The sequence below is a fragment of the Planctomycetia bacterium genome, assembly GCA_015200345.1.
Taxonomy (GTDB): domain Bacteria; phylum Planctomycetota; class Phycisphaerae; order UBA1845; family UTPLA1; genus PLA3.
Map to the genome: position 1 here is coordinate 2,871,002 of CP054187.1, position 13,861 is coordinate 2,884,862.

Genomic DNA, 13,861 nt, shown 5'->3' on the forward strand with positions numbered 1-13,861 from the left:
TGATTGCGAATCCGGATAGTTTACCCCGCCGATCCGGCGGCGTCTTGCGCGGCCGTTAAGGTGCGGCCGGGACGATCCGATGCACCTGGCCGGTCGTGCCGACGGGGCCGAGGTTGGCGCTGGAGAGGACATAGATCTCGCCGGCGGGGTCCTGCCCCATGCCGAAGATGTATCGGCCGAGGCGGCCGTTGTCGCCGCCGTCGATCATGAACTCGCTCATCTGCCAGGTGCCATTATCCTGACGCTGTGCGACGAAGAGGGAGCCGTCGGGCGTTCCGAAGTCGCGTGAGAAATCACCGAAGACGTAGCGCCCGAACAACCCCGGCACGGTCTGGCCGCGATAGACGTAGCCGCCGATGACGGCGATGCCGCGCGGGCCGCCGGCCGGGTCGGTGTGGGGGTATTCGACGATGGGGTCCAGGAGCGGCCGGGCGTCGGCGTCGGTCGTGGCGCAGCTGGCCGAAGGTGAGCCGGGATCATCAAGATTGAAGCATTGCGAGCCTTCGCGAACGCGCCAGCCGTAGTTCCCGCCCGCGGTGACGAGGTTGACTTCTTCGACGAGATTCTGCCCGACGTCGGCGACGAAAAGCTCCTGCGCGCCGCCGGCGTTGAAGGAGAATCGCCACGGATTGCGCAGGCCCATCGCGAAGATTTCGGGCTTCGCGCCGGTCGTGCTGACGAAGGGATTGGTCGGCGGGATGCCGTACGGATTGCCGCTGTTGACGTCGATGCGGAGGATTTTTCCGAGCAGGGTGGAGAGGTCCTGGCCGTTGCCGGTGTCGGGATTGTGACCCTCGCCGTCGTCGTTGGCGGCGCCGCCGTCTCCGACGGCGATGTAGAGGTAGCCGTCGGGTCCGAAGGCGAGCTGGCCGCCGTTGTGGTTGAATTGCGGCTTGCCGATGACGAGCAGGACGCGTTCGGAATCGGGATCGGCGACGTTCGCATCGCCCGCCGAGACGAGAAACTCGGAGACGTGCGTCTCGGAATTGAAGGTAAGCGGCACGTCATCCGACGCGCGCGGGGCGGTGTAAAAGACGTAGAACTTTCCATTTGCGGCGAAGTTTGGATGAAACGCCAGTCCGAGCAGGCCGCGCTCATCGAAGATGAGGCCGCCGCCGAAGTCGATGCCGACGGTGACCATGCGATCGCGCAGATCGAGAAACGGCGTGTCGAGGAGATTGCCGCCGGCGTCGATGACGCGAATGAGGCCGATCTGATCGATGACGAAGAGTCGGCCCGAGCCGTCGCCGGCGTGGACCAGCCCGACGGGCGAAGTCAGCCCCTCGGCGACGAGTTGGAGGCCGATGGTCTGCGGCGTGGGGCCGGCGAGAAGTGCCAGTAAGGCGTCACAACCCGCGCAGGGCAGCGCCAGCATCAGCAGGGCGGCAAGGACGGGTTTTCGGGATCGTGCGAGACCGGTCTGCATGGCGATACATCGGGACATGTGGAGACTCCTGATCTTCGGCGAGGCGACAACAAGCGCCGCGCGGGATTGTCGCGCCGAGCGGCCCGCGCCACCAGCCCTTACAGGCCGAGTCTCTGCGAGTCTCTGGAGGAAGCGTTCCCGGCCGGTAGGCGGATTTTCGCCGTTCGAGCGGCCAGGCGTGCAATGACACGCGTACCGTGTGTGCCAGAATGCACCGGCCTTATTTCCGACAGATTAGGTCCGTTTGAATTGCCGCTCGAGGTCGCGCGTTGTGAGCTGGAGCGTCGTTGGGCGGCCGTGGGGACAGTTGCTGGACCGCTCGGTCAGGTCGCGCTGGCTAAGCAGGGCGACCATTTCATCCTGCGTCAGCGCGTCGCCGGCCTTGATCGCGGCCTTGCACGCCATCATGTCCAGCGCCGCATGGACGAGGGTCTCGGCCGTCGCCTCGCCGCAGTCGACGAGTTTGTCCAGCAGGTCGCGCACGAACGCGGCGGGATCGAGATTCGACAGGAGAATCGGGAAGCTCTGAATCGCCAGCGAGGCCGGCCCGAAGCGGTCGAGTTCGATTCCAAGACGTTGCAGCAGTTCGCCTTGGCGCTCGGCGGCCTCGGCCTGTGCTGCCGAGACGCAGACCGTGGGTGGGATGAGCAGCCGCTGTGATTCGAGCGGTCCGGCGAGCAGGCGCTGGCGAAACTTTTCGTACAGGATGCGCTCGTGCAGGGCGTGCTGATCGATGATGACGATGCCTTCGTCGGTTTGTGCCACGATGTAGGCATTGTGTACCTGGATGACCGAGCCGGCCGGGGAATCGAGCGAATTCGGGGCGGTCTGCGCAGCGGTTGATTCGTTCGCGGAATGGGTCGCACCGCGCTCAAGCGGCGGCACGTCAGCGGGAGGACGGCGCGGGTCCGTCGGACGCGCGACCGGATCGGGTGGCGCGTACTGGTTGTCTGATGGGGGCGTCGGCGTCGCGAAGGTCGGCGCAAGAGACGGGCGGACGTTGCGAAGGGCATAAGACGGCGGCGGGGCGAAGTCGATCCGAGCCTGCGTCGGGTCAATGGAGCGCAGATAATCGGCCACGGCCTGCCGCACGCTGCGCTGCCGGTCGTCGGCACCTGCGTCGCGCGTCGCGCCGGCATCCCCGATCGCGCGGTTCAGCGAGAAGGCCGGCGTCAGATCGCGCGCCAGCAGCGCTTCGCGCAGCACAGCCAGCACCTGCGACTGGACCAGACCCGCATCGCGCCAGCGCACCTCGAGCTTGGTCGGATGGACGTTCACGTCGAACTGTCGCGGGTCGGCGCGGAGAAACAGAAACACCACCGCGTGCCGGTCGTGTTCCATCAATCCGCGAAAGGCCTCGCGCACGGCGTAGGCGATGCGCCGATCGGTGATGAAGCGGCCGTTGAGAAAGACATATTGCCATTTGCTCGATGCGCGTGACTGCGCCGGCGGCGCGAAGAGGGCCTCGATCTCCAGATCGCGCTCGCTGCGCTGTACGGGAATCAGGCACGACGCCAGCTCCGGACCATAGAAATCGCCGATGCGACTGCGGCGGTCGCTCACCGCCGGCAGGCTCCGCGCCGGGCGCCCGTTGTGCGACACCGAGAAGGCAATCGCCGGGTGCGCCAGCGCGAGCCGCGCGATCTGCTCGGTGACGTGGCCCATCTCCGTTGCCGCCTGGCGGAGGAACTTCCGCCGCGCCGGAACGTTGTAAAACAGATTCCGCACTTCGACCGTCGTCCCCACCGGTCCGGCGCTGGGTCGAATGTGCGGAGCGTTATTCGACTCATCGGACTCGTTCGCGACGCGCTCCCCGTGACCGACGTATTCAAACGCCTCGTTCTGGCCTGCCGGCCGACTGACAATTCGAAAGCGGCTGATCGAGGCGATGGAGGCCAGCGCCTCGCCGCGAAAGCCAAGGGTTCGAATGTTGAACAGGTCTTCGGTGCTTCGGATCTTGCTCGTCGCGTGCGGCGCGACCGCCAGCGCCAGATCGTCCCGCCCGATGCCGCAGCCGTTGTCGGTCACGCGGATGAGCTGAACGCCGCCTTCCTCGATGGCGACGTCGATGCGCGTCGCGCCGGCATCGATGGCGTTCTCCAGCAATTCCTTCACGACGCTGGCAGGCCGCTCGATGACCTCGCCCGCGGCGATCTGGTTCACCAGCGCGGGATCGAGCCGGAGGATGGGGCGGCCGGAGGGCGGCGGATCGGCCTGGGAGGACGTAACCGAGTGCTGGCTGTTGGTGGAAGGGGGCGAGTCCATTCGTCCGCGCGAGTATAGGTGGCGCATTTTCGGTCCGTCAAACCGAATTGCGCCGGCTGTGAATTCCGACTCCGCCCTGGGAGGGGACTGCCTCGCGCAGACTTGCTCTACGACGCCCGGCGGGCGTGCTGGAGATGCGCTTTGAAGTTGTCCAGGTAGGCGTTCACGAGGTCGGTGTCGTTTCGAATAATCACGATGTTCTCGGCGTTTTTCTCCTCGGCGGCCTTCGTGAAGTTGTACGATCCGGTGATGACGGTGTGCTGGTCGATGATGACAACCTTGTTGTTCGCGGTGTCGTGGTCGGCGTCGAAGTAGACCTTCACCCCGTCGCGCCGCAGCCTGCGCCAGGGGCCGTAGGTCATCTTCTCCTGCGATTTGTCGAGGATCAGTTCGACGGCCACGCCGCGCTTGGCCGCCTGGGCCACGGCTTCGCCGATGCGCTTCGAGGTGAAAATATACATTTGAATGCGAATGGTCTTGTTCGCCTCGGCGAGCGCCGCGACGATCCGGCTTTCGCACCCGCCACCAGGGCTGAACACCGCCTCGCATAAGACCGGCTTATCTTTTTCGTTCGACCGCATCGCACCGGTCATCGCCGCGACGGCAACGAGTCCGACGGCATGCCAGTACGATCTCCGCATTCCCTGACCGGGGAACGCCCCGTGTGCTTGCGTGGGCGGCATTGCGATTTCCTCCAGACAGCGGTAGGGATTCTGCCGCAGTCGACCGCCGGATTGCAAGCAAATTCCCGCAGCGGTGGGGGGCTTCCACATCCCGTTTCGTATCCAACGGCGCCGGATCCCGGCAATAACGCGAGGGCCGCTGCGTTTGGCACCGACAGTAGAAGTCCCCGTCCACACGACCGGACCGTGGCCAAGCGGCCGAGCCGCGTGGAAGGCGAATGGGGACATTGGGTGTGAGTGGGCATGTCCGGCCGCGGCGAGCCGATCAGCCGGGGCGACTGCCCAGTAACGTACAGCATTACTCTTCCAGGGAGTGGGCAGCCATGTCAAGGCATCGTTGCGCGCCGGTCGTTTGGGGATTCGTCTTTATCAGCGGCATCATCGTTTCAGCCGTCGCGCCCGCGCCGGCTCAACCGCTGCCGCCGCCGCTTCAGCCGCCGCCCGTCCCGCCGGAGAACCCGATTACTGAACCGAAGCGCGTCCTGGGGAAGATCCTCTTCTGGGATGAGCAGCTTTCCAGCGACAACACCATTGCCTGCGGCACCTGTCACATCCCCGGCCGCGGCGGCGCCGATCCGCGCATCGCCCGCCACCCCGGCAACGACAATATTCTGAATACGCCGGACGACAAGCTGGCTTCGCCCGGCGTCATACGATCCGATTCCGCCAATCGGTATTTCCGCGATCCGGTCTTCGCGCTGCTGCGGCAGATCACCTCGCGCGCCGCCAACCCTGCCATCACCGCCATGTACGCGCCCGATCTTTTCTGGGACGGCCGAGCGCGCACGACGTTCATCAATCCGCAGACCGGCGTCGTGAGCATCCCCAACGGCGGCGGTCTGGAGAGCCAGGCCGTCGTGCCGATCTTGAGCAGCATCGAAATGGCTCACGACGGGCGGACGTGGACCGAGGTCGTCAACAAGTTGAACGTCGCCGAGCCGATGATTCTCGCGTCAAACCTGCCGGCGGACGTGGCGGCAGCGGTGCAATCGAATCCGACCTATCCCGATCTGTTCGCGGCGGCCTTCGGAGATCCGATGATCACGGCGGAGCGCATCGGGTATGCGATTGCGACCTACGAGCGAACGCTGCTCCCGAACGATACGCCGTTTGATCGCTTTCTCGCCGGCGTGCCCAACGCGATGACGCCGGGTCAGGTTCAGGGCTTCAACGCGTTGCAGGCGTCGCCGTGCGTCGCGTGTCACACGCCGCCGCTTTATTCGAACAACTCGTTTCAGAACATCGGGCTGCGGCCGGTCGCAGAAGACCGCGGGCGGCAGGATGTCACCGGCCTGGCCGCGGATCGCGGGCGGTTCAAGGTGCCGACTTTGCGAAACGTCGGCCTGAAGCCGACCTTCATGCACAACGGCCAATTCACGACGCTCAACCAGGTGATCGGATTTTATGCCAATGGCGCGGCACAGTTTCCGGACAACAAGTCTCCGCTGCTGCCGATCGGCCTGCCGCCGCCCGTGGTCCCCGCCGTCATCGACTTTCTCGCCAACGGCCTGACCGATGCGCGCGTGGCGAATGAAACGTTCCCGTTTGACCGGCCGCGGCTGCACAGCGAGTCGCCCCAGCCCAATCCGTCGCTGATCGGCGCCGGCACGCCGGGCAGCGGCGGGCTGGTACCCGCCATGATCGCGGTCAGTCCGCCCAACCGGGGGAACATCGATTTCAAGATCGGGGTGAACGGCGCCTTGGGCGGTGCGCAGGCGTTTGTCGCATTTTCCACGTCGCCGCCGGTCGGCGGGCAGCTCGTTAATCCCACGCTGCACGGCCCGATCACGCTGGACGGGGCCGGCCCCGGCAACGGTCTGGGCACGTGGCAATGGCCGATCGACGCCACGGCCGTGAGTTCCTGTGATGTCTATTTGCAATGGCGCGTGACCGATCCCGCCGCGGCCGGCGGCGTGGCGCTGTCGCGCATCGCGCACCTGCGGATGATCCCTTACCTGTGCGGCGGCGACCTGAATTGCGACGGCGAGGTGAACGGTCTGGACGTGCAGGGGCTGGTCGAGGCGATTCTCGATCCGGTGACGTATGCCGCGAATCATCCGGACTGCAACGCAGCGCGCGGCGACCTGAACGCGGATAATCTCGTGAATGTGCAGGACGTCGCGGCCTTTGTTGCGGCACTGGGGATGTAAGGGGCCTCAACGCGCCCGCATCATTCCGGATCGTCCAGATAGACCAGCGCCGTGACGTCAAACGGGATCGGCTCATCGCTGCCGGGGCGGTATTCCTCCGCGAAGACCGTGAGCACGACCGACCGATTGCCGGTCACCGTCGGCACGTTCATCCGGCCGTCCGAAGGCAGCGTGCCGGTTTCGTGTCGGCCATCGGGTTCCAGCGGCAGAACGCGAAGCTCATAGTTCAATCCGCCGATCGGCGTCCAGCGTGGATCGTTGGGATCGACGATCAATACGTGATGCTCCATCACCTCGAATTGGATCGTGCAGCCGGCCGTTGAGTAATAAGTGTCCTTCAACGACGGCGGCGCATCCGGATCGGTCGTCAGCGCCACGATCAGGTCGCGCGGCGGGCACTGCTGACTTGGAAAAATGTCGATCACGCGTCCGAAGCAGCCACACACGGCGGCTGCGCAGACCCCCAGCGCCGACAGGATGACACACCGTGAAAACATGGCGCCCTCCCCTCCGGCCCACCGTTATTCTAGAATGGCCGTCGAGATTTGACGCGCGGATCGGACCGTTCAGCGCGAGAATTTGGCAATCGTTGTATCATGGCGAGATGGGAATGCCCGCGCCGCGCAAGCGTGCGCGCCGTTGCGGACCTTCACACAGGTTGAACCATGAGCGGCGAGTTGTTGAGCAAACTGATCCCCACCGGCGAGGCGACGGCCCTGCTGCCGGTCGACGGCGCGAAGCCCGTCACCGTGATCGGCACCCCTGCGATCCGCGAGACGTTCAGCGACGACACGCTGCAACAGGCGATCAACACGCGGCAGGCCCCCGGCGTCGTCGAGGTCGTGCTGAATCCCGATGCGCACATCGGCTACGGCGCGCCGATCGGCTGCGTCATGGCGTCGCCGTCGCACATCTATCCCGGACCGGTCGGCGTGGACATCAAGTGCAGCATGAGCCTGTTGCAACTCGATCTGCCGGCCGACGCGATCCAGACGCGGCAGACGCGCCGCGCGATCATCGACGCGATCTGCGAGCGCGTGCCGACGGGCGCGGGCCGCGGCCAGCGCCACGTGCCTAAATCGCGTCACGTCTCCGAGGCGCTGGGTCGGAACGTCGCCGTCGAGGGTGCGTCGCCCGTCGTGTGCCAGGCCCTGGGCATCCCGCCGCACTGGGCCGACCGCTGCGAGGACAGCCACCACGTCGGCCACGACGGCACGCGCGACGCGCTGGCCGCGCGGCTGGACAAGCTGCTGCATGCCCGCGCGATCGGCAACTTCGAGGAGAAGGTGCGCCAGCTCGGCTCCTACGGCGGCGGCAATCACTTCGGCGAGTGCGAGATCGTGCGTGTGGACGAGAGCGACGCCGCGCGACGCTGCGCCGAGGTCTTCGGCCTGCGCGACGGACATGTCGCATTTCTGTCACACTGCGGCTCGCGCGGGTTGGGGCACAACCTTGCGATGGGGCAGTTCCGCACGTTGCAGGGCATGTTCGCCGAATGGGGCATTCCGTTCCCGGGAGGCGACAAGGAGCTTTGCTACGCGCCGCTCGGAACGCCCGAGGCGAACGATTACCTCGACGACATGGCCCTCGGCGCGAACTTCGCGACGGTCAACCATCTGCTCATCAACGCGCTGGTGCTGGAGGCGTTTCAGGAGATTTTCCCCGGCGTGAAAGGCGAACTGGTCTATTTCATCAGCCACAATATCGCCCGCAAGGAAATCGTCCACAATCAGCCGATGTGGGTCATGCGCAAAGGGGCCACGCGCGCCTTTCCTGCCCACCATCACGCGCTCATGGGCACGCCCTTTGAATCGACGGGCCATCCGATCCTCCTGCCCGGCGATCCGCAGCGCGGATCGGCCGTGATGGTCGCGCAGCCGACGGCGTCGCTCTCGTGTTACAGCGTGAACCACGGCGCGGGCCGCATGCTGGGCCGCAAGCAGGCGATTCGAACACTGGATCAAAAGGCAATCGACGCGAGCTTCGATGAGCACGACATTCTCTCGAATTGCCGGACCTTTCCGAAGGACGAAGCCCCGGCGGCGTACAAGGACTTTGAGGAAGTGCTGCGTTCGGTGAAGCTGGCCGGCCTGGCCAGCGAGGTGGCCCGGTTGCAGGCGAGATTCGTCATCAAGGATGCCAGCGCTGCGGATGATTGATCGGTGCGCGCGGGTGGCTATACTGCGCCGTCGGCAAGCGACGCGCAAGCAGGCCGGCTCTATCGCGCGTGCAGGAGCAAGGGAATGTTTCCACAGTTCGTCGACAGCCCTGGGGACCAGTTCGGAGCCGTTCTGATCAATCTGTTCGGGAGCATCTTGAGCGGGTTCTTCAACGGCATTATCAACGCGTTCATCAACGCGTTCATTGTGCCGTTCTTTCAAAGTCTCGCGGGCGGCATGGCGTAGTTGGCCGTCGACGCGCGCCGAAGCGGCGCGACAGGATCCCCTCGCCATGCACCGCATGTTCGCACAGCCCAGGCGCAGGTGGCCGTGCGCGGCGCCCGCATCATGCGGCGCGCTGCTTGTCCTGGCGCTGGCGCCGGCGAGCGCACCAGCGCAGGAGCCCGCTGCTGTGACCACCCAACCGGCGTCCACGCAGCACGACGAGTCTGCAACCTCGCAGCCCACCGCTCCATCGATTTCCGAGCGCAAGTATTATGTCACGCGCGCGATCAGCGCCACGCCCGCGCCCGATCCGCCGGTCTACGTTCACCGCGCGTCGGCGCTGGCCGAGTGGTTCGGCGCGGCGGACGCCGCGAGCTTGAGCTGGCTCGACGTCGGCATCGAGCAGAACACGCGCTACGAGCATCGGCAGAATTATTATCCGGCGGGCAATCTCAACGATAACCGGTTCCTGATGCGCAATCGCGCCTACCTGGGCATTCGCGAAATCGTCGATCCGCTTCGATTCGGTTTCGAGTTTCAGGACGCGCGGGCCTTCGGAAACGATTTTCCCGAAATCACCCAGGACGTAGATGAGAATGACCTTCTTCAGGCCTTTGGCGAGCTTTACTTTCAAAACGCCCTGGGAGAAAAACACCCCTTGAGCTTTCGCGCGGGGCGGCAGTCCTTCGATCTCGTCAACCGGCGGCTGGTCGCGCGCAATGGCTTCCGCAATTCCACCAACGCCTTCGACGGCTTCCGCCTCCGCGCCGGCGACGATACCACCTCGTGGGAGATCAACGTCCTCGCCGCGATGCCGGTGGAGCGCTTTGCCCGACGGCTCGACCAGCCCGACGATGAGCGCTGGTTCTACGGCCTCACCGGCTACTTTCGCGCCTTGGACCCCGGCATCCTCTTCAAGCCCTACTACTTCGTCCTCGACGAGGACCGCAAGGGCTTCAACAAGTATGACCGCGAGCTGCACACCGTCGGCCTCAACGTCTTCGGCCTGCTGGGCGACAGCGGCTTCGACTACGACCTCGACGGGGCCTGGCAATTCGGCAAAAGCCGCCGGCGAAACCATCGCGCCTTCGCCACGCACGCCGAACTGGGGTACACGATCACGCACGACTGGAAGCCGCGCCTGGCGGCGTTCGTGGATTACGCCTCGGGCGACCGCCACCCGTTTGATCGCACGAACGAGCGGTTCGACCGCCTGTTCGGGGCGTCGCACATGTTCTACGCCCCCACCGACATGTTCACACGGGAAAACCTCATCCAGCCCGGTTTGCGGTGGACGGTGAAACCGTTGAAGAACCTTACGCTGGAAAGCTTCTATCGCGCCTACTGGCTCGCCAGCGATTCGGATACCTGGTCGCCCAGCAACGTCCGCGCGCGCTACGGGCGCAACGGCGATTTCCTGGGCCACGGGCTGGATGTGGCCGTGATCTATCAAATCACCCGGCAGTGGACGATCGAGATCGGGTACGCGCACCTGACCGCCGGCGAGTTCATTCAGAACCTCCCCAACGGCGACGACTCGGATTTTTTCTACGTGCAGACAACTTTACGCTTGTAGAAATCCCAGCGCGATGCGTCACGCGTTCGATTTCGCCGAGGCATCGGAGCGGGGCAGGCGATTTTTCTCCACCAATCGCGTGAAGGCATCCACCGTCCGAGGCTCGAACAGCTTGCCCGATGCGCCGCGGATCGCCTCCAGCGCTTGCTCGGTGGTCCACGCCGGTTTGTACACCCGCTCGCTCACCAGCGCATCGTACACGTCGGCGAGGTGAACGATCCGCGCGGCCTGCGGCGTCGCGTCGCCTTTAAGACCGTCCGGGTAACCGCTGCCGTCCCAGTTCTCGTGGTGGCTTCGCGCGATCTGCCGCGCGATTTCAAAAAACGGCTTGCGCGAAAGAATGCGTTCGCCGGCGATCGTGTGCTCCTGGATCAACGCGCGCTCTTCGCGCGTCAGCGGCGCGGGCTTCTTCAGAATATGATCCGGCACCTGCATCTTGCCCACGTCGTGCAGAATCGCCGAGTAGCCGTACTGCTCGGCCGTGCTCTCGGTGAGACCCAGTTCCAGCGCCAGCGCGCGGGTGTAGGCCTCGATGCGGCGAACGTGCGAGCCGGTGTCCTGATCCTTGGCTTCGCTGGCGACGGCGAGCATGTAGATCGCTTCCATGTTCGCCTCGCGCAACTGCTCGGTGCGCTGGCGCACGCGATCCTCCAGCTTCGCCGAATAGCGCTTCAGTTCCAGCGCCTGCTCGATCACCGTGTCGCTCATGCGCGACATCTGCACGTATTCCTCGCGCGCCCGCTCCTCGGCCGCCTTCTGCGCCGTCAGGTCGATGACCGTCACGAGGCGAAAATCCGAATGCGGCGGTTGCTCGCCCAGCAGCTTGCCCGACACGCGCGCGGGCACGACGCCGCCGTCGGCGCGGATCAGGCCCAGCTCCATTTCAAAGGCGGCGTCGAAATCGGCCGCGTGATCGGATCCCTCGGCGAGTGGTTTGCACAGCGTGCGCGGATCACGCCCGATGAGATCGCGAACGGTCAGTCCCAGCAGGTCGGCCAGCCGGGCGTTGGCCAGAACGATCCGCCGCGCGCGGTCCACCACCAGCGCGCCGCAGTGCAGCGCGTCGATCAGGCACGGGAGCGTGGCCAGCAGCGGGTCTTCGGCCATGTCGTGAATTGTAACCGGTGGCTCGCCGTCCGCACGCGGCGTAGAATCCCAAAGGACGGGATCACGATTGGAATCCAATCATGGCACAGCGCAGGATGACGCCGGCTCACGGGTTTTTTTATACGATCGTCATGATTGGCGCGGCGTCGTGCATGGCCGCCGCCCAGGCCGAACCAGCCTCCAAGAACCCGCCCGGATCGACGCGCCATTCCGATCCGCGCGATTCCGCCGGCCTGAAAGACGAGGCGCGCCAACGCCGCCTGCGACTCTTTCCTCCGTCAACGCAGCCGGTTCTGCCCGAGGGCGCGACGGTTCGCATCGGCGACTGGGTCTATCGCGCGGCGCGCGCCAACCCGGCCGATGGCGTGCCGTGGGACCTGATGGTGACACCCGTCGAGGAAAAAGCCGACCGCTGGCAGCTCGGCGTTGCCGGCCAGCCTCTGCCGCCGCTGGAGATGGGGCGCCGCCGCGTGCCGGGCGACGTGCTGCGGCCGGGCATGGCCGCGCCGCGCGGGTCGGCGGCCGTGATCGAAGTGCCCGACGTGCTCTGGAAGCAGTGGTTCGCGCGCGACCTGGCCGATGTCGTGGGCGTGCATTTTCACGAGGTCGTCTCGGAGGACAAGGCACGCATCCTGTTCAGTCTGCACAAAGTGCCGCCCGACAGCCCGGACGGCCGGCCTCCGGCCGATTACAAAGGCGTATCGGGCAGCCGCATCGAGGCGACCTTGCTGACGCCGCTGGCGTTTCATCTCGATCAGACAATTGTCGCACGGGTCGATCCGCTCAAGAAGGAACTGGTGGAGAGTCGCACGCAGCACGAGCTGGCCCACGCCGCCGTTTCGCAGGATGTCTTTCTCGCCGTCCTGCACGGACCGCAGGATTGGAACGTCGAAGCCTGCACCGGCCGACGGACGAAGCTGGCGTATTACTGGCGGCGCGAGGAGATCGGCCGCACGTGGCGCGAGTTCCGCGGTGGGCGGGAGAAGGCGAAGGCCGTCCGCACGACGGTGGTGCTCGTGCCGCCGACGCGCTGGTCGCTGATGCTGCCGATCCCGCCGGATCGCGTGATGCAGTCGCAAGTGGATGCGTTCAACGAATCGATCGTGCGCGTCAGCCAGCGCTTTGCCGAGGTGGACGCCGCGGCGCAGGAACGCTTCCACGGGCAGCACGGGGCGTTCGAGGCGGCGGAGGGGCCGTGATTCGGTTCGTTCGCCCGGCGATCCCGGATGGTCGCGGCTCGGATCGGAAGGGGTCCGGTTAATCACTCGCCGCCAGGTCTGCGGTGATCTTCAATACGACGCAGCCGATAGGAGACATCCTCCAGGATGGCGCGGCTGGAGTTGATGAGATCGGCGACGATGCCGGTGAGCACCATTTGGAACCCGGCAATGAGCAGGATCGCGCTAAGAATGAGTGATTGAATGTGCTTGTCGTGCTCGGTTGTAAAGAAGAAGAAATACAAGAATCGCAGCCCGATGAGAAAACCGAGCGCGAACGTCGCGCCGCCGGCGAGGGTGAAAATCTTCATCGCCCGGTAGGACGAATACACCCGCACCATGATGCCGACCGAGCGCGAGATGAACACGCCGATGTTGGAGAACAACCGGCTCTCGCGCAGTTTCTCATTCGTGCGAATCGGCACGCTGATCGTGATGAGTCGCTTTCGCCCCGCCTGAATGACGTGGTCCACCGTGTGATCGAAGTCGGTCGAGCAGGCCAGTCGCATCGCCGCCTCGCGCGAGTAGGCCTTGAAACCGCTCGGCACGTCGGGAACGGTGATCCCCGCCAGATGGCTGACCACGCGGCTGCCGAGCATCTGCATCTTTTTCTTGACGAACGAAAAGTGCGGCACCTTCTCCGGCTCGCGGTCGCCGATCACGAGGTGCGCGCGGCCTTCGAGGATCGGCTGCACGAGCTTTGGAATGTCGCCGCCGAAATACTGGTTGTCCCCATCGGTGTTGACGATGATGTCGGCCCCGTGCGCGAGGCAGTAGTCGATCCCCGCGGCAAAGGCATGGCCCAGCCCGCGATTGCCGGGAAATCGAATGATGTGTTCCACGCCGTGTTGCCGGGCGATCTCCACGGTCCGATCGGTGCAGCCGTCGTCGATGACGAGGATTTCGACTTTGTCGATTCCGGGAATCTGGCGTGGAATGTCGCGCAGCGTTGCCGGCAGCGTCGCCTCTTCATTCAGACACGGAATCTGGACAATCAGTTTCATGCGTCGCGTCGTGCGGCGAGCGTCATCACGGAGCCGATCGCGCATGCGA

The 13,861-nt window shown here is 65.2% G+C and carries 11 protein-coding genes; 5 read left to right on the plus strand and 6 right to left on the minus strand.

Translation table 11 applies throughout. The features are described from left to right. Positions 1-55 precede the first annotated feature (55 nt). The 3 genes from HRU71_11755 to HRU71_11765 form a co-directional block, all read right to left on the minus strand. The gene (locus tag HRU71_11755) at positions 56-1,375 is read right to left on the minus strand and encodes a PQQ-dependent sugar dehydrogenase (protein ID QOJ05003.1); all 1,320 of its coding nucleotides are present in this window, start codon (positions 1,373-1,375) and stop codon (positions 56-58) included. A 285-nt stretch (positions 1,376-1,660) separates the two neighbouring features. Continuing rightward, the gene (gene mutL / locus HRU71_11760; GenBank protein QOJ04116.1) at positions 1,661-3,691 is read right to left on the minus strand and encodes a DNA mismatch repair endonuclease MutL; all 2,031 of its coding nucleotides are present in this window, start codon (positions 3,689-3,691) and stop codon (positions 1,661-1,663) included. 107 nt (positions 3,692-3,798) lie between these two features. After that, complete coding sequence (locus HRU71_11765) at positions 3,799-4,374, minus strand: phospholipase D family protein (GenBank protein ID QOJ04117.1); 576 nt, start codon at positions 4,372-4,374, stop codon at positions 3,799-3,801. A gap of 323 nt (positions 4,375-4,697) precedes the next feature. Here HRU71_11765 and HRU71_11770 point away from each other — a divergent pair, with 323 nt between their 5' ends. Then, on the plus strand, positions 4,698-6,524 hold the full coding sequence (locus HRU71_11770) for a hypothetical protein (GenBank protein ID QOJ04118.1): 1,827 nt from the start codon (positions 4,698-4,700) through the stop codon (positions 6,522-6,524). 20 nt (positions 6,525-6,544) lie between these two features. On the opposite strand, the gene HRU71_11775 is transcribed toward HRU71_11770, so the two are convergent. Next, a complete protein-coding gene (locus HRU71_11775) occupies positions 6,545-7,021 on the minus strand; it encodes a hypothetical protein (GenBank protein QOJ04119.1) in 477 nt (158 codons plus the stop codon). Between the two features lie 168 nt (positions 7,022-7,189). Between HRU71_11775 and HRU71_11780 the strand changes: the two genes are divergently transcribed. The 3 genes from HRU71_11780 (at position 7,190) to HRU71_11790 (ending at position 10,484) form a co-directional block, all read left to right on the plus strand. Next, on the plus strand, positions 7,190-8,683 hold the full coding sequence (locus HRU71_11780) for an RtcB family protein (protein QOJ04120.1): 1,494 nt from the start codon (positions 7,190-7,192) through the stop codon (positions 8,681-8,683). Positions 8,684-8,767: 84 nt separating this feature from the next. Next, positions 8,768-8,929, plus strand: a complete 162-nt coding sequence (locus HRU71_11785; GenBank protein QOJ04121.1) for a hypothetical protein — start codon at positions 8,768-8,770, stop codon at positions 8,927-8,929. Positions 8,930-9,095: 166 nt separating this feature from the next. Further along, positions 9,096-10,484, plus strand: coding sequence for an alginate export family protein (locus HRU71_11790; GenBank protein QOJ04122.1), 1,389 nt, complete (start codon positions 9,096-9,098; stop codon positions 10,482-10,484). An 18-nt stretch (positions 10,485-10,502) separates the two neighbouring features. On the opposite strand, the gene HRU71_11795 is transcribed toward HRU71_11790, so the two are convergent. After that, positions 10,503-11,591 (minus strand): HD domain-containing protein, encoded by a 1,089-nt coding sequence (locus HRU71_11795; protein QOJ04123.1) that lies wholly within the window; start codon positions 11,589-11,591, stop codon positions 10,503-10,505. Between the two features lie 80 nt (positions 11,592-11,671). Here HRU71_11795 and HRU71_11800 point away from each other — a divergent pair, with 80 nt between their 5' ends. After that, on the plus strand, positions 11,672-12,790 hold the full coding sequence (locus tag HRU71_11800; protein ID QOJ04124.1) for a hypothetical protein: 1,119 nt from the start codon (positions 11,672-11,674) through the stop codon (positions 12,788-12,790). A 62-nt stretch (positions 12,791-12,852) separates the two neighbouring features. Here the strand turns inward: HRU71_11800 and HRU71_11805 are convergent, their stop codons facing one another. Next, positions 12,853-13,812: a glycosyltransferase family 2 protein gene (locus tag HRU71_11805; GenBank protein ID QOJ04125.1), complete on the minus strand. Its 960-nt coding sequence runs from the start codon at positions 13,810-13,812 to the stop codon at positions 12,853-12,855. Positions 13,813-13,861: the final 49 nt, after the last annotated feature.